This is a genomic window from Ruegeria sp. HKCCD6647-2, from assembly GCF_057221075.1.
Genome location: NZ_JBWVBD010000007.1, coordinates 106,142 through 128,068, shown reverse-complemented (window position 1 = coordinate 128,068; position 21,927 = coordinate 106,142). Strand labels below are relative to the sequence as shown.

22 protein-coding genes are annotated in these 21,927 nt (G+C 57.3%); 9 read left to right on the top strand and 13 right to left on the bottom strand.

The genetic code is table 11. From position 1 onward, the window contains the following. Positions 1–6: 6 nt before the first annotated feature. The 3 genes from AC2TDJ_RS18370 to AC2TDJ_RS18360 all read right to left on the bottom strand — a co-directional run bounded on the left by AC2TDJ_RS18370 (position 7) and on the right by AC2TDJ_RS18360 (position 4,447). Positions 7–2,292, bottom strand: coding sequence for a glycosyl hydrolase family 28-related protein (locus AC2TDJ_RS18370; protein ID WP_480844169.1), 2,286 nt, complete (start codon positions 2,290–2,292; stop codon positions 7–9). Between the two features lie 130 nt (positions 2,293–2,422). Continuing rightward, on the bottom strand, positions 2,423–2,824 hold the full coding sequence (locus AC2TDJ_RS18365; RefSeq protein ID WP_480844132.1) for a DUF4864 domain-containing protein: 402 nt from the start codon (positions 2,822–2,824) through the stop codon (positions 2,423–2,425). A gap of 48 nt (positions 2,825–2,872) precedes the next feature. After that, on the bottom strand, positions 2,873–4,447 hold the full coding sequence (locus tag AC2TDJ_RS18360) for a lysine--tRNA ligase (protein ID WP_480844131.1): 1,575 nt from the start codon (positions 4,445–4,447) through the stop codon (positions 2,873–2,875). A 209-nt stretch (positions 4,448–4,656) separates the two neighbouring features. Between AC2TDJ_RS18360 and AC2TDJ_RS18355 the strand changes: the two genes are divergently transcribed. Both AC2TDJ_RS18355 and AC2TDJ_RS18350 read left to right on the top strand, forming a co-directional pair. Further along, positions 4,657–5,322, top strand: a complete 666-nt coding sequence (locus AC2TDJ_RS18355; RefSeq protein ID WP_480844130.1) for a cyclic nucleotide-binding domain-containing protein — start codon at positions 4,657–4,659, stop codon at positions 5,320–5,322. 165 nt (positions 5,323–5,487) lie between these two features. Continuing rightward, on the top strand, positions 5,488–5,910 hold the full coding sequence (locus tag AC2TDJ_RS18350) for a tellurite resistance TerB family protein (RefSeq protein WP_480844129.1): 423 nt from the start codon (positions 5,488–5,490) through the stop codon (positions 5,908–5,910). 16 nt (positions 5,911–5,926) lie between these two features. Here the strand turns inward: AC2TDJ_RS18350 and dacB are convergent, their stop codons facing one another. The 4 genes from dacB to AC2TDJ_RS18330 form a co-directional block, all read right to left on the bottom strand. Then, on the bottom strand, positions 5,927–7,405 hold the full coding sequence (gene dacB, locus AC2TDJ_RS18345; RefSeq protein ID WP_480844128.1) for a D-alanyl-D-alanine carboxypeptidase/D-alanyl-D-alanine endopeptidase: 1,479 nt from the start codon (positions 7,403–7,405) through the stop codon (positions 5,927–5,929). Positions 7,406–7,471: 66 nt separating this feature from the next. Continuing rightward, a complete protein-coding gene (locus AC2TDJ_RS18340) occupies positions 7,472–8,092 on the bottom strand; it encodes a nicotinate-nucleotide adenylyltransferase (protein WP_480844127.1) in 621 nt (206 codons plus the stop codon). A gap of 32 nt (positions 8,093–8,124) precedes the next feature. Continuing rightward, complete coding sequence (locus AC2TDJ_RS18335) at positions 8,125–8,592, bottom strand: MOSC domain-containing protein (protein WP_480844126.1); 468 nt, start codon at positions 8,590–8,592, stop codon at positions 8,125–8,127. Positions 8,593–8,657: 65 nt separating this feature from the next. Then, positions 8,658–9,575 (bottom strand): hypothetical protein, encoded by a 918-nt coding sequence (locus AC2TDJ_RS18330; RefSeq protein WP_480844125.1) that lies wholly within the window; start codon positions 9,573–9,575, stop codon positions 8,658–8,660. Between the two features lie 174 nt (positions 9,576–9,749). Here AC2TDJ_RS18330 and ettA point away from each other — a divergent pair, with 174 nt between their 5' ends. Together ettA and AC2TDJ_RS18320 are read left to right on the top strand one after the other, a co-directional pair. Then, positions 9,750–11,417 carry an energy-dependent translational throttle protein EttA gene (gene ettA / locus AC2TDJ_RS18325; protein ID WP_480844124.1) on the top strand — a complete coding sequence of 556 codons (1,668 nt, stop codon included), beginning with the start codon at positions 9,750–9,752 and terminating at the stop codon, positions 11,415–11,417. Positions 11,418–11,421: 4 nt separating this feature from the next. Further along, positions 11,422–11,904 (top strand): DUF6602 domain-containing protein, encoded by a 483-nt coding sequence (locus AC2TDJ_RS18320; RefSeq protein ID WP_480844123.1) that lies wholly within the window; start codon positions 11,422–11,424, stop codon positions 11,902–11,904. Positions 11,905–12,460: 556 nt separating this feature from the next. Here the strand turns inward: AC2TDJ_RS18320 and AC2TDJ_RS18315 are convergent. Continuing rightward, a complete protein-coding gene (locus AC2TDJ_RS18315; protein WP_480844122.1) occupies positions 12,461–13,060 on the bottom strand; it encodes an REP-associated tyrosine transposase in 600 nt (199 codons plus the stop codon). Positions 13,061–13,387: 327 nt separating this feature from the next. Between AC2TDJ_RS18315 and AC2TDJ_RS18310 the strand changes: the two genes are divergently transcribed. Together AC2TDJ_RS18310 and AC2TDJ_RS18305 are read left to right on the top strand one after the other, a co-directional pair. After that, complete coding sequence (locus AC2TDJ_RS18310) at positions 13,388–13,594, top strand: cold-shock protein (protein ID WP_480844121.1); 207 nt, start codon at positions 13,388–13,390, stop codon at positions 13,592–13,594. 178 nt (positions 13,595–13,772) lie between these two features. After that, the gene (locus AC2TDJ_RS18305) at positions 13,773–14,330 is read left to right on the top strand and encodes a L,D-transpeptidase (RefSeq protein ID WP_480844120.1); all 558 of its coding nucleotides are present in this window, start codon (positions 13,773–13,775) and stop codon (positions 14,328–14,330) included. Between the two features lie 5 nt (positions 14,331–14,335). Here the strand turns inward: AC2TDJ_RS18305 and AC2TDJ_RS18300 are convergent, their stop codons facing one another. Together AC2TDJ_RS18300 and AC2TDJ_RS18295 are read right to left on the bottom strand one after the other, a co-directional pair. After that, complete coding sequence (locus AC2TDJ_RS18300) at positions 14,336–14,950, bottom strand: SOS response-associated peptidase (protein WP_480844119.1); 615 nt, start codon at positions 14,948–14,950, stop codon at positions 14,336–14,338. Between the two features lie 3 nt (positions 14,951–14,953). After that, on the bottom strand, positions 14,954–15,553 hold the full coding sequence (locus AC2TDJ_RS18295) for an arylesterase (protein ID WP_480844118.1): 600 nt from the start codon (positions 15,551–15,553) through the stop codon (positions 14,954–14,956). Positions 15,554–15,646: 93 nt separating this feature from the next. On the opposite strand from AC2TDJ_RS18295, the gene AC2TDJ_RS18290 reads away from it, so the two are divergent. Continuing rightward, positions 15,647–16,342, top strand: a complete 696-nt coding sequence (locus tag AC2TDJ_RS18290) for an ABC transporter ATP-binding protein (RefSeq protein WP_480844117.1) — start codon at positions 15,647–15,649, stop codon at positions 16,340–16,342. Beyond that, a complete protein-coding gene (locus tag AC2TDJ_RS18285) occupies positions 16,339–18,867 on the top strand; it encodes an ABC transporter permease (RefSeq protein WP_480844116.1) in 2,529 nt (842 codons plus the stop codon). The genes AC2TDJ_RS18290 and AC2TDJ_RS18285 overlap by 4 nt, the downstream gene beginning before the upstream one ends. Positions 18,868–18,869: 2 nt before the next feature. Here the strand turns inward: AC2TDJ_RS18285 and AC2TDJ_RS18280 are convergent, their stop codons facing one another. Further along, a complete protein-coding gene (locus AC2TDJ_RS18280; protein WP_480844115.1) occupies positions 18,870–19,316 on the bottom strand; it encodes an RrF2 family transcriptional regulator in 447 nt (148 codons plus the stop codon). 95 nt (positions 19,317–19,411) lie between these two features. Between AC2TDJ_RS18280 and AC2TDJ_RS18275 the strand changes: the two genes are divergently transcribed. Continuing rightward, entirely contained in the window at positions 19,412–19,984 is a 573-nt protein-coding gene (locus AC2TDJ_RS18275) for a gamma-glutamylcyclotransferase family protein (protein WP_480844114.1), read from the top strand. 75 nt (positions 19,985–20,059) lie between these two features. Here AC2TDJ_RS18275 and gltX read toward each other — a convergent pair whose 3' ends face one another. Together gltX and AC2TDJ_RS18265 are read right to left on the bottom strand one after the other, a co-directional pair. Further along, positions 20,060–21,385: a glutamate--tRNA ligase gene (gene gltX, locus AC2TDJ_RS18270; protein ID WP_480844113.1), complete on the bottom strand. Its 1,326-nt coding sequence runs from the start codon at positions 21,383–21,385 to the stop codon at positions 20,060–20,062. Positions 21,386–21,471: 86 nt separating this feature from the next. Then, positions 21,472–21,906 (bottom strand): DUF1801 domain-containing protein, encoded by a 435-nt coding sequence (locus tag AC2TDJ_RS18265; RefSeq protein WP_480844112.1) that lies wholly within the window; start codon positions 21,904–21,906, stop codon positions 21,472–21,474. Positions 21,907–21,927: the final 21 nt, after the last annotated feature.

Sequence of the window (21,927 nt, the reverse complement as noted above, 5' to 3'; positions counted from 1 at the left end):
TCGCGATCAGTTCTCGACACGCATAGTGACCCAGACCGTGCCCGTCAGCGACTCGGGCCAACGAAGGGCTATGGCATCTTGGGACGCACCTTGCCGCACTTGGGCATAGGGCGATGTATAACGAATAGTGTTGAAAACGGTGCGAAGTGGACCATAAGGCACCACCGCATCACAGGCACGTGCCTTGCCACCAAACGGAAGCTGTCCCAACGAACCAATCGTCCAAACCGACGAGGCCGAGTTCTGAGAATAGCGCACTCTCAGAGGGTTCATGGTATGCGTGTTGATCCCGTGGAATGTATTGTTTTCAAAGGTAACGTTGACGTATCTCTCGTTGTCCAGGCCAGCAAACGTGGTATCCACCTGTTCAGCCCGGTAGATATTGCCTGCATTGGTACGGAATTTGTTTCCCGTCACTGTCAGCCCGTTCAGGAAATGCCCTGTCCCATATGGGCGGATTACGAAGTAGCTGAACCAGGGGGCAACGTTGCTGCAATAGAAGATATTGTCTGTCACACTCAACGCACTGAAAGAATACCCAGACGTGTAGTTGGGCGACGAGTCGCGTTCGTTGGTCCACTGGATAAAACAGTTATCCACGTAGTTTTCGGCAATGGACGAACTGTTGTATCCGCCGATCATCACCAGCCCCGGGCTGCGAACGCCATTCGAAACGCTGTCACCTTGGAAAAAGTGATTGCCCAGAACAAGGTTGTTGTCCCCTCCCAGAACGGCAAAGTGATGGAACCGAGTGGCCCGGTTGTGGCGTAGCTTGACGTCATTGGCGTTGGAGTTAACGGCAATCGAACTGCGCGCCGATACGTCCAGATCTTCTTCCGCCGACAGGAATTGGCAGCCGTCGATCAGCATCCCCTGACATCCCGCACCGATCGACGTGATCCCACGATCCTTCGGGCGGCTGATGAAGCAGTCCTTCAACACAAAGGTATTCCCGCCCGGTGCCAGGCGAATGGCGCTGCATCGACTGTTGCACTGAAACTCGATGCCTTCCATGTTGAACTTTTGCAACGCGCTGAAACCGCTGAAATCCAGCAGGTACTTGAATGCCGTAAAAGTAAAGCTCTGAGTACCGGCGGCATTGTAAATCGGCGCGTTCAGGGTGATTTCACCGGCAACGTCGTTCTTGGATCGCACATAGATCTCACGTCCGACACCACTGCCTGTTATCAGGGATCCGACGGGAACGTTCGCAACATTCGCAACATTCGACAGCTTGTAGGGGTCGTTGGGATCATAAGTTGCGACCGAAGTGAAGGTCTCGGTATCCCAGGCCGCACTGCTTTTGACATCGAACTGGCCATTGCGTACCACACGGCGCGTAGCATAGCCGGTGCGGTTGGGCACAGCGGCCTGCATGTCAATTGGCGCGTCAACCGATATTTTGCGACCACCCATATCCAGCGATTCATGGTCTGAATTGTTCAGCAAAGCCTGAAACGCCTTCTTGAAGGCCAACGCTTCGTCGCCGAAGGCCGAGATATAAGTCGGCAGGTCAAAATTCTTGGTCAGCAACAGCATCTTGTCGTCGGGCATCGTTACCGTACCATCAAATTCAACTTCTGATGCAAGACTGGTGTTCTGGTTCAGCAGAAAAGTGCCCTGCGGCACATAAATCCGCCGGCCATTCGCGGCCTGATCCGCAGCTTCAAATGCGGCCGATGCATCTGCCACACCGTCACCAACGGCACCAAAATCCCGCACGTCGACCAGACCGATCATGTCGCGCAGGAAAACCGAAGTGACGTCAGCGATTTCGATGTCGTCAATCCGCACGACCGCACCATTGGTGCCTTCGATGTCCAGCCCGAAGTGACCGTACAGAGCAGCCGGCCCCCACGACATGTCGACCCCGGCCCGACGACCGGTACCTACAATGGCCGTGATCTCGTGCACGGTGCCATAGCCCGAAAGTTGCATCGCCGGGCCTTGTTCGACCACTCCGGAAACATGCGTATCACCCGCACCACCAGCCCAGCCGGCAATACGGACCGAAGGCAACGGACCGCTGATCGCCTTGACCCGTGCCGTGATCTGTAGATAGCAACCCGGCAACAAGACCGTTTGGCCCATGTAGCGCAGTTGCTGGGTCACGTTGGACTTTAGGATTTCGAGGCACCCGCCGAAATCCGCATCTGCCGGCACGAATACTCCGGTTCCCGATCCGTCATAGGTCGCCGAGCCGGGCGTTCCATCGCCGCTGGACCAGACGCCCAGCCCATCTGCGAAAGCAGGCGGCATGAACACGATACCGTCGGTGATTGCCTTGTTCATAGAAATCCCTTTCTCAATCGCGCCCGCAGCGCGTGCCAAAACCATTGGCCCGGGCGTTGCCAGGGCGCATAGGTCTGAGTACCGATATGGAATTAACCGACGATCATAGTACCGTTACGGTGGTGTTGCCTCAGGCAGCAGGATCCGAGTTCCCGAGAAGCTGCACACCGTTGATCTTCCAGCCATTTTCCTGCTGAACCATCTGATAGTCCAGGATATGCACGCGGCCATCGCCATCCGTGATCATGACTTTCTGCCACAAGGATCCAGCGATTTCGCGCAGTTCGAGAAACCGCACATCCGCCGGTCGCCAGACCATTGGATAGCCATTTCGCACCATCGCGCCGAAGTTATCGGGATTTCGGAACAGCCGTTGGATATTGGGGCTGGCAAAGGTAAATGCGGTGGCAAAATCGTCCGCTTTGAACGCCTGTATCTGCGCCGATATGTTTGCTTCGATCTCGGCATCCTGGGCGAACGCGCCTGATGCCAATCCGACGCTCAATGAAATGGTAAGCAACAATCGACGCATGGGGCCACCTCCTGACGGAAGGGTAGCCCCACACGGTATCGGGTCAAATCAGGCCAGTTCCCCGGCCAATGCCCTGTCGATCAGAGCAATCGTCTCGGGCACGCCGTAAAGTGCTATGAACCCGCCAAACCTCGGGCCCTGGCTGGCACCCAACAACACCTCGTAAAGCGCCGTAAACCAGCCGCGCATCGGATCAAAGCGATCCCGTCCAATGGAATAGACCACCGATTGCAGCGCTTCATCCTCGATCGGCCCATCATAGGCCTCCAGCGCGGCTTTCAAAGCCTCCAGCGCTTCTCGCTCCTGATCCGTCGGCGCGCGATGCTGGCGTGTCGGTTTGACAAAGTCGTTGAAGTAGCGAACTGCAAAGCCCGCAGCCTGATCCAAATCGGGATGCGTTTCGGCGGTCGCCTCTGGCGCATAACGGCGGATGAAGCCCCACAGCGCCTCCTTGTCTTCGGCTCCAGAAACTGATGCCAGGTTCAGCAGCATCGCGAACGGCACGATGAGCGTCGATTCAGGGACATCTCCGCCATGTATATGCCAGACGGGGTTGTTCAGCTGCGCCTTCAGGTCCTGCCCCGGATAAGCCCGCAACTGCTGGTGATACTCATCATAGGCCTTCGGGATCACATCGAAATGCATCCGCTTGGCGGTCTTGGGCTTCTGATACATGAAATAGGCCAGGCTCTCGGTCGGTGCATAGGTCAGCCATTCGTCGATCGACACACCGTTGCCGGATGACTTGGATATCTTCTGACCGTACTCATCCAGAAACAGCTCATACGAGAAATGCTCAGGCGCGCGTCCACCCAGCGCCCGACAGATCGCGTCATAGATCTTTTCGTTGGTGGCGTGTTCTTTGCCATACATCTCGAAATCCACGCCCAGCGCCGCCCAACGTGCGCCGAAATCAGGCTTCCACTGCAGTTTCACATTGCCCCCCGTTACGGGCAGCGTCCATTCCTTGCCGCCCTCGTCATCGAAGGTGATTGTGTATGTCTCGGCACAGACCTTCTTCATCGGGACGTACAGAACCCGCCCGGTTTCCGGATGAATGGGCAAAAAGATCGAATAGGTCTGTTGCCGCTCTTCCCGAAGACTTTTGAGCATGATGGCCATCACGTCATCATACTTCTCGACCGCCCGCTTCAGGACCGCATCGAACTGGCCCGAGCGGTAGAAATCGCGTGCGGAATAGAACTCATACTCGAACCCGAACGTGTCGAGAAACCGGCGCAGCATCGCGTTGTTATGCTCACCAAAGCTGTCATATTCGTCAAATGGATCGGGCACCGAGGTCAGCGGACACTGCAAGTAATCCTGCAACTTCTCGGGGTTCGGCACGTTGCTGGGCACTTTGCGCATGCCGTCCAGATCGTCCGAGAAACAAATCAGCTTCGTAGGGATGTCCGACAGCGCCTCGAACGCGCGCTTGACCATCGTGGTCCGCGCCACCTCGCCAAAGGTGCCGATATGCGGCAGGCCCGACGGGCCGTAACCGGTCTCGAACAGCACATACCCCTTTTCCGGAGCGCCCTGTCTGTAGCGTTTGAGCAGCCGGCGCGCCTCTTCAAAAGGCCAGGCCTTGGACGACATCGCGGTTTCACGCAGGTCAGACATTTGATTGGATCTCCATCGGGGAATACGATGCCAGTTGCCCCATGCAACTGACCGACCCCTCCTATTGTGCCGGTGCAGCATGAGTCAATAAAGCACCGCGTATTTCGCCTTCCTTCTGGCCCGGATTTCGCCACCGTCAGCAAAACTTGCCCAATTCTCCTTGTGATTTACGGTGGTCAGTGTGGTTTCACAAAGACTGAGGTAAGGGCATGCTGGGGCTGGATCTGCTGGTCAACACCGCGAACGTTTTTTATCTGCTCTCCTATTCCGTCAAAGACATTCTTTGGCTTCGAATCCTGTCCATAGCCGGCGGGTCAATTCTATTGCCGTATTATTATCTCCAGAACATGCCACTCTGGGCTCCGATTGGGTGGAACCTGTTTTTCATGGCAATCAACATTTACTGGGTGACCCGCATTTTGCTGGAACGCCGTCCGCCACCCTTCACCGACGAAGAACGTCGCCTTTACAGATCATCGCTCCGGAATTTCGCTGAACTGGATGCGTTCAAGTTTCTTCGAATGGGCACTGGCACATCAGTTTCGGCGGGGGCCGTCCTGCTGAAACAGGGTGAAAAGGTGCGGAACCTGTCACTCATCACCGATGGGGAAGTCTGCGTCGAAATGAACGGCGAACCAATGGACACACTTGGCAACGGTCGATTTCTCGGTGGCACAGCGTTGCTGAGCGATGACGAACGCTTCACAGCGCCCGTCACAGTGCGCGCCAAGAAACCTTCACGCATCCTGGTTTGGAACCTGTCGGATCTCGAAACCGAATTCGCAAAGAACACAGACCTTCAGATTGCAGTCGAATCCCGACTTGGCCTGGAAATCTCGCGCTTCCTGCAGACTGCAAGAAAGCATCTGCTCTGAACCCACTCGGACTGGCCGATACTGTATTTCAAGCCTGAACGATTGCTCGTATTTTTCAGGTGTATTTACCAGCCCAAACATGCCCTAAGGTACAAACAAGGTGTTGAACCTGCCTCCGCCCCCTCATATCGTGCGCGGTCAGAGACACCCAAGCAGGACGACCCAATGACCGACCAAGTACCCCACCCCATGTCCCCGCAGGATTGCCTTGTGGCGATCATGGTTGCGGTGTCCGCCTCAGACGAAAACATTCGCACTGCGGAACTGGTCAAGATCGAAACCGCGGTCAACATGCTGCCGGTGTTTGCCAACTATGATATCGATCGCACCCGCCGGGTGTCGCAGATTGTGTTTGACCTGTTCGAACAGGAAGACGGGCTTGACGCCTTGTTCGGCCTGATCCGCGAAAACCTGCCTGAGCGCCTGAATGAAACCGCTTATGCGCTGGCCTGTGATGTGGCTGCCGCAGACGGCGCTTTGGCAGAGACAGAGCTGCGTCTTCTGGAAGAAATCCGGTACGAACTGAACGTGGACCGCCTGCACGCTGCCGCGATTGAACGCGGTGCGCGTGCGCGTCACACCGTCTGATCACTGACGCTGAGCGTCAACTCCCATACAGGGCTCCCCATCGCTCAATAAGCGCGCGCTGCAATTTGCGAGACCTGCTGTTCCAGCTGCGTGCCCCGTCCGGACGCTCGCGATGCGCGCGGGGAATTTTAGCGCGTCGAGCCACATCAGCCGTGAAAATGGCAAAAGCCAGTTCGGCACCATCGGCTGTTGTCAAAAACCCGCCCAGTCCCGAAACGAAATTCAGCGTGCCAGTTTTTGCGTCGACAGTGATGGGATGATTTTTGACCGGCCGACCATTGCGGTCGGTCAGGGCAAATGGCTTTAGCAAAGGGCGCAGCGCCTCTGAATTCCGCGCCGCTACCAAAACAGCGACCAGATCGTCAGGCGCCATACGCGACGCGTCCCCTAGTCCGGAGTGATCGACCATGGCGATCCCATCCACGCCGTAAACATCTGAGGCCCACCGGTTCATTTCAGCCGCCGAATCTGCAAGGTCGTGCAAGTCAGCGCCGCGCGCAGTCGACGCCGCCATCCCAACCATTTCCGCCGTGACATTGGTCGAATATTTCAACATTCCGCGCAATATGCTGTCCAGCGGATCGCTTTGGTGTACCACCAGTACAGTTCCCTGAGGCACTTCACGTGTGATCTGCACACGACCCAGCACGATGCCGTTCGACCGCGCCAGTGTTCGAAACACGTCACCTGCATAAAGTGCCGGCTTGCGCACCGGCAACCATCGTGCCCCGCCATTGCCAAGTGCTCCTTTGGCCACGGTCCAACGGTCCTGACGTGCACTGGGTTGATAGGTGTAGATGGGAAGACTGCGCTTCTCGACCCGCATCGACGCCATGTCGACCGAAGGCCTGTACCGTTGACTGCGCGCGTCCATGGATACGTCATAGCTGGTACCGTCGCGCTTCCACTCGAAATGCACGCGGTTGAAGTTCAGCGAAATACCGCTGAGCGCAGGGCTGTAACCAAGATGGTCCGGTTGGCCCGGGTCGATGCTGAATACATAAGGCAATGCCCCGTCATAGACCTTGAAAGCCCCGCGAACTTCGGTAATCCCGGCCTCGCGCAAATTGGCTGCCATCGTGGCCAACGCATCCGTGTCCAACAGCGGATCACCGCCGCCGACCAGAATCAGATCGCCCATGAGGACGCCGTTTTCGATCGGGCCATCCGCCATCAACGCGGTTTCAAATCGAAAATTCGGGCCAAGAACGTCCAACGCGTAAAGCGCCGTCAATGCCTTGGCTACACTGGCAGGTGGCAAACCCCGTTCTGCACCAAATGTCTCCAGCGGAGCGCCGGTTTTCACATCGGCGACGGCGAAGACAACCTCGCCCCGCAGTCCGGAGGACTTAACAAGACGCTCGGCGCCAGTTAGCTGAATACCCCTGAGCTGAGGCCGCAGCGACACCAAGGGGGCTTCGGCAAAAGCAGTGGCCGGGACCAGAGCGGCTCCGAGCCCTCCGAGAAAAGCGCGACGCGAAAAACGATCAGTCATGGGCCAATTAAAATCCCAGAGATCTCCGGCAAACAACCACCGAAATGGATAATGAACGCAGTGGGGCTATTCAGGCAACACACCATTTGCCCAATCGCCCCGCGTGCGAATTTCGGTCGAGCTTACATCGACCATCGGCACATTCACGAAACACCAGGCCGGAGCAGCCGCCCGCCCCAACAGATGCCGCGCCTGCCCGTCGATCCGGTACTTGGCATAGACCCGCGCCGCCGGAGACATCCGGGCCGAGATACGATCCCCCGGCCGCGCCACGACACCCACCGGCACGCTGTCCATGATCAACCGCCAATCCTTCCACTTGTGAAACTGCGCCAGATTGTCCGCACCCATCAGCCAGACGAATTTCACCCGAGGGTACAATTGCCGTAGCACCGCCAGAGTATCCGCCGTCGCCCGCGTCCCCGTCAGCGCCTCGACATCCGTCACTTCTACCCGTGGGTGCTGCATGACGTTTCGCGCCGCATTCATTCGCTGCGCCAGCGGCGCAGGCCCTCTCGCCTTCAGCGGATTACCGGGCGACACCATCCACCACACGCGATCCAGGCCAAAAGCCTTCATCGCCTCACGCGTCACATGCACATGCCCCTGATGCGGCGGATCGAATGACCCACCGAACAAGCCCACGACCTGCCCGGGCCGCGCATATGGAATGCTGTATCGCTCCATCCCTTGCTGATGTTCAGAACTACGGGCTGTTGTCAATCAACAGGTTGTACCGCATCACCCAGACAAACCCGCCCCGGCTTGATGACTTCGGCACACCATCCCCCATGCCCCCGCACGGCCGAATAGCCTCCCTTGCCCAGCGCCTCCTCCATCCGGCTGCACGGCGCGCAAATCACGGTAAAGCGCAGAACAGCATCCCCCACCTGCACCTCGCGCCCTTTGAGCGCGGCCAGATTGATCCCTGAAACCACCAGATTGCGCCGCAGTATTTCCGGTGCAACCAGCCCTTGCCCAAGATAGGAACCAATCGCCGCCAGATGCTCCTGCTGGATCAGTGTCACCGCCCGCTTCCCTGCACGGCCACGGTCGTCGTCGAGGCCGTCGGGTGAGATGATGCTTACCTCCACAGGCTGCATTGTTACGCGTCGTTCAGGCCGCAGCCCGATCCATTCAACCCGTCCCGGCTTCGCCCAACCAGCAATGAGATCTTTCAGGGACATGAGGGGCCTTTCTAATATCTACTGAGACGCTTAATGCTGCAGCCTTTCTGAGCGTTAAAGATTGGTTACGTGAAGCTCAATCTCCGTATTGACCTCGTATCGACAGGTGAATTCACGTAGCTTGTGTTCGAGCCCCCAATGAAAGCGACTAGAAAGCGGCATACGAGTGCTCGTAGCTCAAGCGTTAGATTCTGATTGGAACCGATACCATGCAAGCCGAACCCGAGCGGTTGACCCATGTAAAGGGCTTCGTGCACAGCATCATTTCGGATTGCGGCAATTTCTGCGCCCCCCGAATTACTCGAATCTGCCCATTCCGGAACATTCATATCAAATTGCTGGCATAACCATTCAGCACGCTTCGCATGAGCTATTCTGCCATTCGGTGGCTGTATTTCGGCGGCGAGTGCGTAACAAGCATCAAGAGCAGTATATAGATACAGAAACCGTTCAAATTGCAGCGCGGGCGGATACTGCGCCAAGAAAAGGGCGTGAACGGCGGCTGCAAAGCGATGAGACTGGCGGGGGTTTCTGCGGTTGTCGGTCCAGAAACGTTCGGTGAGATCAATACTCTGTGACAGATCATCGAAGAGTGGAGTGAAGTCTACTAGTTTTCCGGGTCTAATCGGCGTGGCATCCAGGAACCCAGCCTCTGTAGCAGTCAAACGCAGCCCTGTAAAAAGGGACAGGCTCCAAAGATGGAATACAAGATGATCCTCGTCATTTGCCCTACGATGAGTAATCGTGTGTGTCTTGGGCAACCCGAAGACACGGGCGGAATAGGGTTTGTCACGCACCACGCCAGTCATAAAATCCCTAGTCCTCTGTGGGGGTGCATAAACCCAATCGTTTTCGATCACGTCGAAATTGCGGAAATCAGCAACAATTGATTCATGATCTGGTACTGTTTTAATGTTTAGATCGCCAACGTTTATTTCTAACTGATTTGGGTGGAAACCAAAGTTAAGAGATAGGTCTGCCAAAAGAAATTCTCCAAGTAATCAAATACCTAAAGCATTGGCACCTTCTAACCAAATACGCAAGATCGCAACTCCGACATCTCGCTGACTTGTTGTCTGCCATGCGCTTATTGCCCCCACCAACCGCATCAGCTATCACACCGCCCAACCTGATTTCCCCGACCCAGAGGACGCGACATGGCCGCCTATCAATATGTCTACCACATGCAGGGTGTCTCCAAGACCTATCCCGGTGGCAAGAAGTGCTTTGAAAACATCCACCTGAGTTTTCTGCCCGGCGTGAAAATCGGTGTTGTCGGCGTCAACGGCGCGGGTAAATCGACACTGATGAAGATCATGGCCGGCCTCGATACCGACTTCACCGGTGAGGCTTGGGCCGCCGAGGGCGCCAAGGTCGGCTATTTGCCGCAGGAACCGCAGCTGGATGAATCGCTGACCGTCCGCGAAAACGTCATGCTGGGCGTGGCCGCGAAAAAGGCCAAGGTCGACCGTTTCAACGAAATTGCCATGGAGATCGCCGAGAACTACTCGGACGAGCTGATGGAGGAAATGACCACCCTACAGGACGCAATCGACGCGGAAAACCTGTGGGACCTCGACAGCCAGATCGACGTCTCGATGGAGGCGCTGCGCTGCCCGCCGGACGACGCCAACATCTCTAACCTCTCGGGCGGTGAGAAACGCCGTGTGGCGCTCTGCAAGCTGCTGCTGGAAGCGCCCGACATGCTGCTGCTCGACGAACCGACCAACCACCTGGACGCCGAGACCATCGCCTGGCTGCAACAGCACCTGATCGATTACAAAGGCACCATCCTGGTCGTCACCCATGACCGTTACTTTCTGGATGATATCACCGGCTGGATTCTGGAACTCGACCGTGGCCGCGGCATTCCGTACGAGGGCAACTACTCCGCGTGGCTGGAACAAAAGGCCAAGCGGCTGGAGCAGGAAGCGCGCGAGGACAAGTCCAAGCAGAAGACCCTGCAGCGCGAACTGGAATGGATGCGCCAGGGCCAAAAGGCCCGTCAGGCCAAATCCAAGGCCCGGATCAACGCCTATAACGAACTCGCCGACCAGTCCGAGCGCGAAAAGCTCACCCGCGCCCAGATCGTCATCCCCAACGGGCCCCGTCTGGGCGGCAAGGTGATCGAGGTCGAGGGCCTCGCCAAGCATATGGGCGACAAGCAACTGATCGAAAAGCTCGACTTCGCCCTGCCCCCCGGCGGCATCGTCGGCGTTATCGGCCCCAACGGCGCCGGCAAATCCACGCTGTTCAAGATGCTGACGGGTCAGGAACAGCCCGACAGCGGCACCATCACGCTGGGCGACACGGTCGAGCTGTCCTATGTCGACCAGTCCCGCGACGACCTGAAAGACAACGACACCGTGTGGGAGGCGATCACCGGCGGCGCCGAGATCATCCAGCTGGGCGACGCGCAGGTCAACTCCCGCGCCTATTGCTCGTCCTTCAACTTCAAGGGCGGCGATCAGCAGAAGAAGGTCTCACTGCTATCCGGCGGTGAGCGCAACCGCGTCCACATGGCCCGCCTGCTGAAAGAGGGCGGCAACGTCCTGCTGCTCGACGAACCGACCAACGATTTGGACGTGGAAACCCTCCGCGCGCTGGAAGACGCGCTGGTCGATTTCGCCGGCTGCGCCGTCGTCATCTCACACGACCGCTTCTTCCTTGACCGGATTTGTACGCATATTCTGGCGTTCGAGGGCGACGCCCATGTAGAGTGGTTCGAGGGCAACTTCGAGGATTACGAAGAGGACAAAAAGCGCCGTCTGGGACCGGACGCGCTGGAGCCTAAGCGGTTGAAGCATAAGAAGTTTGCGCGGTAGAAAGATGGGGAATGATGTCAATCCATTTAAGGAGGAGTTCTTCTATGCAGCGAAGAAACTGAAGCTTGAATTGGAGGCTGCTAGCTCCGTTGAGCATTCGAGTTTAAAGGGCGCTAGAATTGAAAGCGTCCTTGCAGAATTCCTAAAGGAGGCTTTGCCCACCCGCTATTTTGTTTCAACAAACCAGATCGTAATAGACTGCGAGGGCAGGCGCAGCCAGGAATGCGACATTGTAATTCATGACCGAAGCGAGAGCTTTAGGTTACTTCATCAGCACATACCCATTGAAACTGTCTTTGCCGTAGTTGAAGTTAAGAAAAATCTCGACGCTACCGCTGCCAAAGACTTTAGAAAGAAGGTACAAACATTTAGAAAGCTCAACTACCGTGGTCGACACAGCAACGGTGTTGAAACACAGCTCAAGAAGACGAAGTTTCACTTCTCCCCTCCTTCCTACAACTTATTTTCAGTAAGCTCATCTTTTTAAAGCTTAGAAAGATACTGCGCGCACGTATACACTGATCAATTTGGTAACAATGCGTGGAAAAACAACCTGAATTACAGCGACTGTCCGACTTACTACAGTTCACTGTGCTGTAGCTTAGATATTGGCATTTGCAGGAACACCGCGCTGCGCGGCAATACTTTCTTAGCTCTTGATTCAAAAGGTAAATCTCAAATCACAAAGGGCGCATCAGGCAGCCAGCATTCGGTATCTGAAGCAACTGCCTTGTATATGTTCCTTACTTTTCTCGAGCCAATCCTCGAGAGTAGACGACTTGTCGCACCATTCGATCACCGTAGCTATTCGATATTCCATCCGGAACTGAGTCAGGGGATCGAGTTAGATGTTGAAGAATTCGCGAAGATCTTAAATCAAATTCGAGAAAATGGTGCCTAGTTTGTATTGGCTATCAGGCGTAACATGGGGTTTCACCCCATCACTCACTCAACGATCATACCCGAACGCCCGCACGATCTGTTCCCGCGTACCAAACCTCGTCCATACCCCAACCTCCCAAATGATGGGGTGAAACCCCATCCTACGGCTCTCCGAACGTGCCATCGGTGACCACACCACTCCACTCCGGATCAACCCGGCCTGCGCGAATATCGCGATGGATTGACGAATACGGCCAATCGGTCGGGCGCTCGACCAACCCATGCTTGACTGGATTGCCCCAACAATACGCCATGTGATTGCGGTAATCCGTTTCATCCCGAATGGTATGCTCCCAAAACCGGCGTTGCCAAAAAGGCGCTTCGCGCTTGTCGGCCCGTAAGCCGGGCTTCAGCCCGGCATATCTGCCAGAGGTCACAACAGGTAGATGCGTGGGTTCGGGTGCCGGGCTGAAGCCCGGCCTACACTCCGCCTTATTAACGCGCATGGTAAACCTCGATTTAATCGCACCCCACCGCGTCGAATAATCCGCATCGCCGGGCGGCAAAGTCCAAATCGAGTGCAGATGGTCTGGCAGCACAACAAACGCATCACACCAAAATGGCCTCTCTCTCTGCGTCACCGCAAAGGCTGCTCTCAAATGGGCCACCTCGCGCACCAACAAATCCGACGACCGATCGGCCAAAGATACGGTGAAAAAGTACTTGGCTCCGGGAATGCGGACACGGCGGTAACGGCTCATGCAGCAACCTGATCACAGGCTTGGTTAACGGAGTCTGAATTCCCGTCCGGCGCACCAAAGGAATAACTCGACTTTATCAATAACCCGCAAACCAATAACCAAACCCATCGGCGGATTCTTGTACAAGACGGACGATTGCCCCTCAAACCCCTGTACAATCCGTACATTCCACCCTTGCCACACGCCAACCCCAATGCCATATGCAAAGGGCTTACGTTTTTCTATTTCGACCTACTGTCTCCTTCTACGGCGCTCAGTCTATCGATACAGACAACGACGCCGGGCTGCCGCAACACCGTGGGCAGCACTAAAACAGGAGACAACGGAATGCCCGCAGGCACCGTAAAATGGTTCAACACCACCAAAGGCTACGGCTTTATCGCACCCGAAGATGGCGGCAAAGACATCTTCGTCCACATCTCGTCCGTCGAGCGTTCGGGCCTGACCGGTCTGGCCGACAACCAGAAAGTCACGTACGAGCTGCGCTCGGGTCGTGACGGCCGCGAAAGTGCGGACAATATCGAACTGGCCTAACCAGTTGAAAGGGCAGAGGAATTCTCTGCCCTTTTTCTTTTCTCAAACCCAGCGATTTCACGCAGGTGTGGCCTTCAGGCGACATCACAATTCGGTGACTCTGCCTCAAGATTGTCCAAATCGATTATCATACTGAAATTACAGTTATGATTTCTTTGGTATTTTGATGAGGCTCGCCATGTTCACACGCCGCACCTTTCTGGCCACGTCGGCCACAGCCAGCCTGCTCCCGACGCTCGCCAGCGCCAAGAAAAAAGTCGAATACGATCCGACGCCGCAATATGTGCGGATCAAAAAGCAATTTGTGCCGGGTCAGCTTCTGGTCGCTCCACGCTCGTTCTACCTGTATTTCGTAACCGAACCGCGCAAGGCGATCCGCTATGGCTGTGGCGTTGGTAAGGCTGGTCTTGAGTTCACCGGCACCGCAACGATCGATGTAAAGAAGGAATGGCCGACCTGGCGCCCGACCGACGAGATGATCGAGCGTGAACCGGTGACTTATGCGAAATTCAAGGACAACGACTATGTTCAGCCCGGCGGTGGCGACAACCCTCTGGGGGCTCGGGCGTTGTATTTGTTCCAGAACGGGGTCGACACCTATTTCCGAATTCATGGAACGACACAGCCGCAGACAATCGGCCATGCAGTGTCAAACGGATGCATTCGGATGCTGAACGAACACGTCATCGACCTTTATGAACGGGTTCCGATCGGTACAGTCGTCACGGTGGTCTGAACCCTTTAGGGCCCGGACCAATCGACATCCGTAGCTTCTTGGATCTGCAACAAACCGTCCGGCCAGGGACGCGCCAACGTTTTGGCTTGCGCTTCGGAGCCGGTAAGCCAGGTCTGAATGCCTGTGTGATCCAGCAAGACGCCCATTCGGTGATGAATGGGTTCAAGATCGGCATTCGGTTCGCACGTGACGGCGGCGAATTGATCGACGCGCAGCCCGCCGGGGGCTTGCCAGCTGTCCGTGATAGCGGCAAAGAACAAGGGCGCACCATCTGCCGAGGCGATACGCCAAGCGGTTTTTCGGCGTTTTTCTCCGGTCCATTCATACCATCCGTCCACCGGCACGACGGCCCGGCCAACGCCTTCGAATGCCGATTTGTCAAAAACCGTCTCTGAGCGGGCGTTGATTATGGTTTCCATGACCGGACGCCCGCGTGCATTGACCCGTCCAACCGGGATCATGCCCCAACGCATGGACGTCAGGCCAGCCTTGGTCAGTACGATCACCTCTTGTCCTGGCTGAATGTTGTACCGTGGCGGTTGCGGGCCGACATTGTTCGGAACATTCAATGCTTCCGCAATCTCAGCCATTGGTCGCGTCAGAAAAAAACGCCCAGGCATTGCCTAGTCCTGCCTGGCCGAGGCATCGACCAGTTCCAGCACCTCGGGCCCAATAGCATCGACAATCCGTTCAACCCCTGTTGCGTTCGGATGAATGCCGTCGGGTTGCATGAACTGCCCTACCGCATTCGGATCACCATCCGGCTGCAACCCATCGAAAAAACTTTCGACATAGTGCACCTGAAACTCCTGCGCCAATTCCGGATACATCGCATCAAACGTCTGCTTGTATTCGGGGCCATAGTTTCCCGGAGCCTGCATCCCGATCAACAAGACTTCAACGCTCGCCTCTCGTGCGGCTGTCAGGATCGTAGCAAGATTTGCGCGTGACACCTTGGGATCTATGCCGCGTAACAGGTCATTGCCACCCAGTGCCACGATCATCCCGTCCACGTCGGGCGTCAGGGTCCATTCCACGCGCGCAGCCCCTCCGGCAGTGGTGTCTCCCGAGACACCAGCGTTGATCAGCCGGACTTCCGCGCCCTGCTCAACAAGCCAACTCTCAAGCTGCGGGACAAATCCATCCTGTTCGACCAACCCGTAGCCCTGGGTCAGAGAATCCCCCAACGCGGCGATTACAACGGGTTCGGCTGTGGCCGACATGCCGCAACAGATGATAACAGTCGAAATCAAAGCCTTGCGGAAATTCTGTACAGCGCCATATCCCAATTGACTGTTCTCCTTTTGGAATGACTGATGACGACACCCGTTCTCTCGTTAAAAGATGCCGCATTGTCACTGGATGGCAATGCAGGGCGTGTCGATATCCTGCACAACATCAATCTGACTGTCGACAAGGGCGAAACACTTGCGTTGGTTGGCCCGTCCGGATCCGGCAAATCGTCGTTGTTGATGCTGATGGGGGGGCTTGAACAGGCGACCAGTGGTAGCGTGACCGCGCTGGGCCGCGACTTGACCGGTATGGATGAAGATGCGCTGGCGCGGTTCAGACGAGACACCATGGGTGTCGTCTTTCAGAACTTTCACCTGATCCCAACCATGACCGCGCTGGAAAACGTGGCCACGCCATTAGAGCTGGCGGGGCACAAGGATGCGTTCGACCGGGCTGAACAGGAATTGCAGACCGTAGGCTTGTCTCATCGCAGCGATCACTATCCCGCGCAGCTTTCCGGTGGAGAACAGCAGCGCGTGGCGCTGGCGCGCGCCTCGGCTCCGCGACCGCAGATTTTGCTCGCGGACGAGCCGACAGGGAATCTCGATGAGGCAAACGGGAACGCCATCGTCGATCTCTTGTTCGGCCTGCGCGACAAGCATGGGGCAACTCTCGTTCTGGTCACCCACAGCCATTCGCTGGCACAGAAATGCAATCGGATCGTCCGGCTGAGGGATGGCCGCATTTCCGAGAATGTCACCAAAGAGGCCGCGGAATGAGCCTGCGGCTTGCGGGACGCATGGCACGCCGGGAATTGCGCGGTGGGTTGCGTGGGTTCCGGGTCTTTCTGGCCTGCCTCGCATTGGGTGTCGCAGCCATTGCGGCTGTTGGGTCTGTGCGTTCGGCGATCGAGGCTGGGCTGAAACAGGAAGGGGCGGCGCTGCTTGGCGGGGATGCCGAGCTGGAATTCACCTATCGTTTTGCGAACGATCAGGAGCGGGCGTGGATGGACACGACCGCAAACGCCGTGTCCGAGGTTGTCGATTTCCGGTCGATGGCAGTTATCGACCGGAATGGTGACGTTCAGCGGGCGCTGACCCAGGTAAAAGCAGTGGATGACGCCTATCCTTTGTTGGGCGATGTCGGACTGAAGCCAGAAATCTCTCTCGCCGCAGCACTTGCAGGGACAAACGGTCTACCAGGCGCCGTCATGGATCCCGTTCTTGTTGATCGCTTGGGCCTTTCCGTGGGCGACGGGTTTGCCCTTGGCACGCAGGAATTCGTGCTGATGGCTGCGCTGGAGAATGAACCAGATGGCGCAGCCGATGGATTTGCACTCGGCCCTCGCACTCTGGTTCAAACACAGGATCTGGGTAATTCCGGACTGTTGCAGCCGGGTACTTTGTTTTCCACGAAATACCGTCTGGACCTGCCGCGGAATACCGATCTCGGCACGATCTCGACTGAGGCGGGGCAAGCCTTTGATGGCACCGGAATGCGGTGGACCGATGCACGCAACGGTGCGCCGGGGATCACTGAATTCGTGGGGCGTCTGAGCGCGTTTCTGGTTCTGGTCGGCCTGTCCGGGCTGGCGGTCGGAGGGATTGGTGTCTCGGCAGCGGTCCGCGCCTATTTGGCACAGAAAACCGATACCATCGCGACCTTGCGCACAATAGGCGCGAACCGGGCGACGATTTTTCAGACCTACATGATCCAGATCGGTGTTCTGTCAGGCTTTGGTATTCTGATCGGTGTCGTCCTTGGCGGGATTCTTCCCCTGCTTTTGGCCCCGGCGATCGAAAGCCGGTTGCCCGTGCCAGCGGTGTTCACACTCTATCCGCAACCTCTTGCCGAGGCGGCATTGTATGGCCTTCTCTCGGCATTCCTGTTCACATTGTGGCCCCTAGCCCGCACGGAAGAAGTTCGCGCAGCGACCCTTTTTCGGGATGCACTGTCTTCGGCCCGTCGCATCCCGCGCCCTGTATACGTCCTGGCAACCGGTGTCGGACTGGCGATGTTACTCGCTGCTGCCGCAGTTTTCAGCGGTTCAGCGAGGCTTACCTTGTGGACCGGCGGCGGCATTGTCGGCGCGCTGCTTCTTCTGTCACTGTCGGCCTTTGCCATTCAATGGCTCGCGCGAAAGGGCGGCCCGCTGGCGCGTGGTCGCCCCTCCCTGCGTTGGGCCTTATCCGCCATTTCCGGCCCGCGTGAAGGCGCGGCATCCGTTGTGTTGTCACTTGGTCTGGGCCTGTCGGTATTGGCCGCTGTAGGTCAGATCGACGGCACCTTGCGCAATGCGATTTCAGGCAACCTCCCGGATGTGGCCCCGTCATACTTCTTTGTCGACATCCAAAAGGAGCAAATGCCCGGCTTTTCCCGGCGGCTCGACACCGACCCAGCCGTCAGCCGGATCGAAAGCGCGCCGATGCTGCGGGGCATCATTACGCAAATCAACGGTCGCCCCGCCAGCGAGGTTGCCGGCGATCACTGGGTTCTGGAAGGGGATCGGGGCGTCACTTATTCCACCCATCCACCCGAGAACGCCCGTATCACAGCCGGGGAATGGTGGCCTGAAGATTATCTGGGACAACCCCAAGTCAGCTTTGCCGCCGAAGAAGCCATCGAAATGGGTCTGAAGCTGGGCGATGAACTGACGGTAAACATCCTTGGGCGAGATATCACGGCGGAGTTGACATCGCTGCGCGAAGTAGATTTCTCCACCGCTGGGATGGGCTTTATCATGTCGATGAACCCGTCAGCGCTATCCGGGGCGCCACACAGCTTTATCGCGACGGTTTATGCCGAAGAACAGGCTGAGGCCGTTATCCTGCGCGATCTGGCCGGGCAGTTTCCCAACATCACGGCAATCCGCGTACGGGATGCGATCGACCGGGTCTCCGGCCTGCTGGAAGGTTTGGCGGCTGCCACATCATACGGGGCCGGCGTCTCACTCCTAACCGGGTTTCTGGTGCTGATCGGCGCCGCAGCGGCAGGAGAGCCCGCGCGCAGATACGAAGCTGCGATCCTGAAAACCTTAGGTGCAAATCGCCGCAGGGTTCTGCTCAGTTTCGCGTTACGCGCCATTTTGCTGGGCGCTGCGGCTGGGTGCGTCGCCCTGTTGACCGGCATCGTCGGCGGATGGGCCGTTGCAACCTACATCTTTGAAACAAATTTCGCGGTCATCTGGCCCTCGGCGCTGATCATCATCGCAACCGGAGTGGCCGTCACGCTGGGCGCAGGGCTCATATTTGCAATTCGCCCGCTTTCCGCGCGCCCGGCTCGCATCCTGCGCGCCAGCGATTGATTTCAGCGTACGCAGGCGACGGGCTGCAGAATTCTGATCAGCTGGTCATTGTCGCAAACCAGCGCATCCAGCGTGATCTCGTCCAGCGAGGCATAGAACACCTCGGCCGCGTCCTGCAGTGCCAACCGCAACCGGCAGGCATCTGTCAGCGGGCAAGTATTGTCTGCGTCAGCAAAACACTCGGCAATCGGCAAACCGCCTTCTACATGGCGGAATACAGACCCGATGCGGATCTGGTCCGCGGGCCGCGCCAACGACATACCACCATTGCGACCACGCTGAGTGCTGAGATAGTTCAACTGGCTGAGCTGGTTGATCACCTGGGCCAGATGATTTTCCGAAATATTGCACACTTCGGCGATCTCGGATTTCGTCACCAGCCGATCCTGATGCGCGGCACAATACATCAACAGCCGCACAGCTATATTTGTCCGTTTGGTAATCCGCATGGAATCCTCCCAGAATTCACGATGCAACCTTATTGCATGCCGGACAAAAAAGCGGTTTGACATACATCAATCGCTACAGAAGGACGCCTGAACGCATGGCAGACCCCTATTTCTTTGGCTATGGCAGCCTTGTGAACCTTGCCACGCATGATTTCCCTGACCCGCGACCGGCTGTATTGAAAGGCTGGCGACGCGCCTGGAGGCATACGGACTTGCGCCCCGTCGCCTTCCTGACGGCAGTGCCCGACGCGGATTCCGAAATCGAAGGCATGATTGCGCATGTTCCCAAGGACGATTGGATGGCGCTTGATGAGCGCGAGTGGGCCTATGACCGAATACCTGCGACGCACTGCGTCACCCATCCCCTGACGCACGACGTCGAGATCGCGGTTTATGCGGTGCCACAGAACCGCCAGAATGAACCCACTAATCGCCATCCTCTTCTGCTGAGCTATATCGACGTTGTTGTTCAGGGGTACTTGCGCGCTTTTGGCCCTGAAGGCGCGGATCGGTTCTTTGCCACGACCGATGGTTGGGAAGCTCCTGTCCTCAACGACCGCAGCGAACCGCGCTATCCGCGCCACCAGCAGTTGAACCGGTCCGAGACTGAATTCGTGGATGACCGGTTGCGTCAGTTATCCGCGCGCATATTGCAGGACGCCCGATAAGAAGGGCGGGGCTCACAACCCCGCCCGGTTCTCGGCTTGCTGGCAATGCGGTTTCAACCAGCCGCGCACCTCGTGTTAACCCCGTGCGCGGATCACCTGCAACAACGGCAACAGGGTCGCCATTTCCGGGCCCCGCTCCATTCCGGTCAGCGCCTTGCGCAACGGCATAAACAGACCTTTGCCCTTGCGACCGGTGGCTTCCTTAACGGCGCTGGTCCACGCGCCCCAGGTTTCCCCGTCGAATGGGCCTTCGGGCAGCAATGCCATGGCATCGGCAATGAAGTCGCGATCTTCTTCGGCGATCAGGGGTTCTGCCCCATCGCGACACAGCTCCCACCAGCTCTTTAGATCTTTCAGCGTGGTGACGTTCTCACGTGCCATGGCCCAGAACGGCTCGGCCAGTTCCGTTGGCACGCCTGCATCAGCCACGGCATCAGCCACGTCTGACAGAGGCAGAGACTGCAAGTGCTTGGCGGTCAGCGGGAACAGGTCATGCACATCGAACTTGGTCGGCGCCGCGCCGAAGCGGCTGACATCGAACCCTTCGATCAACTCGGCCATGTCCGAACGCAGCTCGACCGGATCGGACGAGCCCAAACGCGCCATCAGGCTCAGCAGAGCCATCGGCTGAACGCCCTGTTCACGCAAATCACGAAGGGCCAGTGTGCCCAGACGCTTTGACAGCGCTTCACCTTGTGGACCGGTCAACAGCGAGTGGTGCGCGAAACGCGGGCAGTTCCCGCCCAGCGCCTGAATGATCTGAATCTGTGTCGCAGTGTTGGTCACATGGTCCGAGCCACGCACGACGTCGGTCACGCCCATCTCGGTATCATCGACCACGGACGCAATCGTGTAGAGAACCTGACCATCGCCGCGGATCAGCACCGGGTCGGACACCGAGGCCGCATCGATCGAGATGTCGCCCAGAATGCCGTCGTTCCACTCGATCCGCTCGTGATCCAGCTTGAAGCGCCACACGCCATTTCCACGCTCGGCGCGCAAGGCCTCCTTCTCGGCCTCCGACAGGGTCAGCGCAGCGCGGTCATAGACCGGCGGCTTGCCCATGTTCAATTGCTTCTTGCGTTTCAGGTCCAGCTCGGTCGGCGTTTCGAACGCTTCATAAAAGCGACCCATCTCGCGCAGTTTATCAGCAGCTTCGGCATAGCGGTCGAGACGATCCGACTGACGTTCTACCCGATCCCAGTGCAGGCCCAGCCACTCCAGATCCTGCTTGATCGCATCGACATATTCCTCTTTCGACCGCTCGGGATCGGTGTCGTCGATGCGCAGGATGAACGTGCCGCCAGCCTTGCGGGCGATCAGATAGTTCATCAGGGCGGTGCGCAGGTTGCCCACATGGATATAACCGGTGGGCGACGGGGCAAAACGGGTGGTTGTCATGGGTGTCTCCTGTTGGCGCGGCTCTTGTCACATGAGCGGCGTTTTGTCCAGCAGCCGCATAAGGTGACATCCGTTCAGGAGGCGTCTCAGGTCGGCTCGACAGGCCAATACCGACCCAGATCCTTCAGACCGGCCGCAATCAATTCCGACAAAACGTCCAGATCGATATCCGGCAGTTTGTTCACATACAAGCACGACTTGCCGATCTTGTGTTTTCCCAATCGGGACAGGATTTCAGTGAAATCGGCGTATCCTGGCATGATGTAGATCGAATGTGCAGCCTTGCGCGGTGAAAACCCGGTTGCCAGAAAGTCCCCTTCGCGCCCCGTGTCATAACGGTAGTGATACGTGCCATAACCAACGATCGAAGGACTCCACATCACCGGTGCAAATCCTGTGACCTCTCGAAACAGCGCGTCCAGAACCCGCGCCTCTTCCGCTTTGCGCGCTGGGTGGACGCCGGCCAGAAAACTCTCGACGTTTTGCTTGGTTGGAACGGTCTTGTTCTGAGATCCCGGCATGAACAAAAACTAACACGTAAT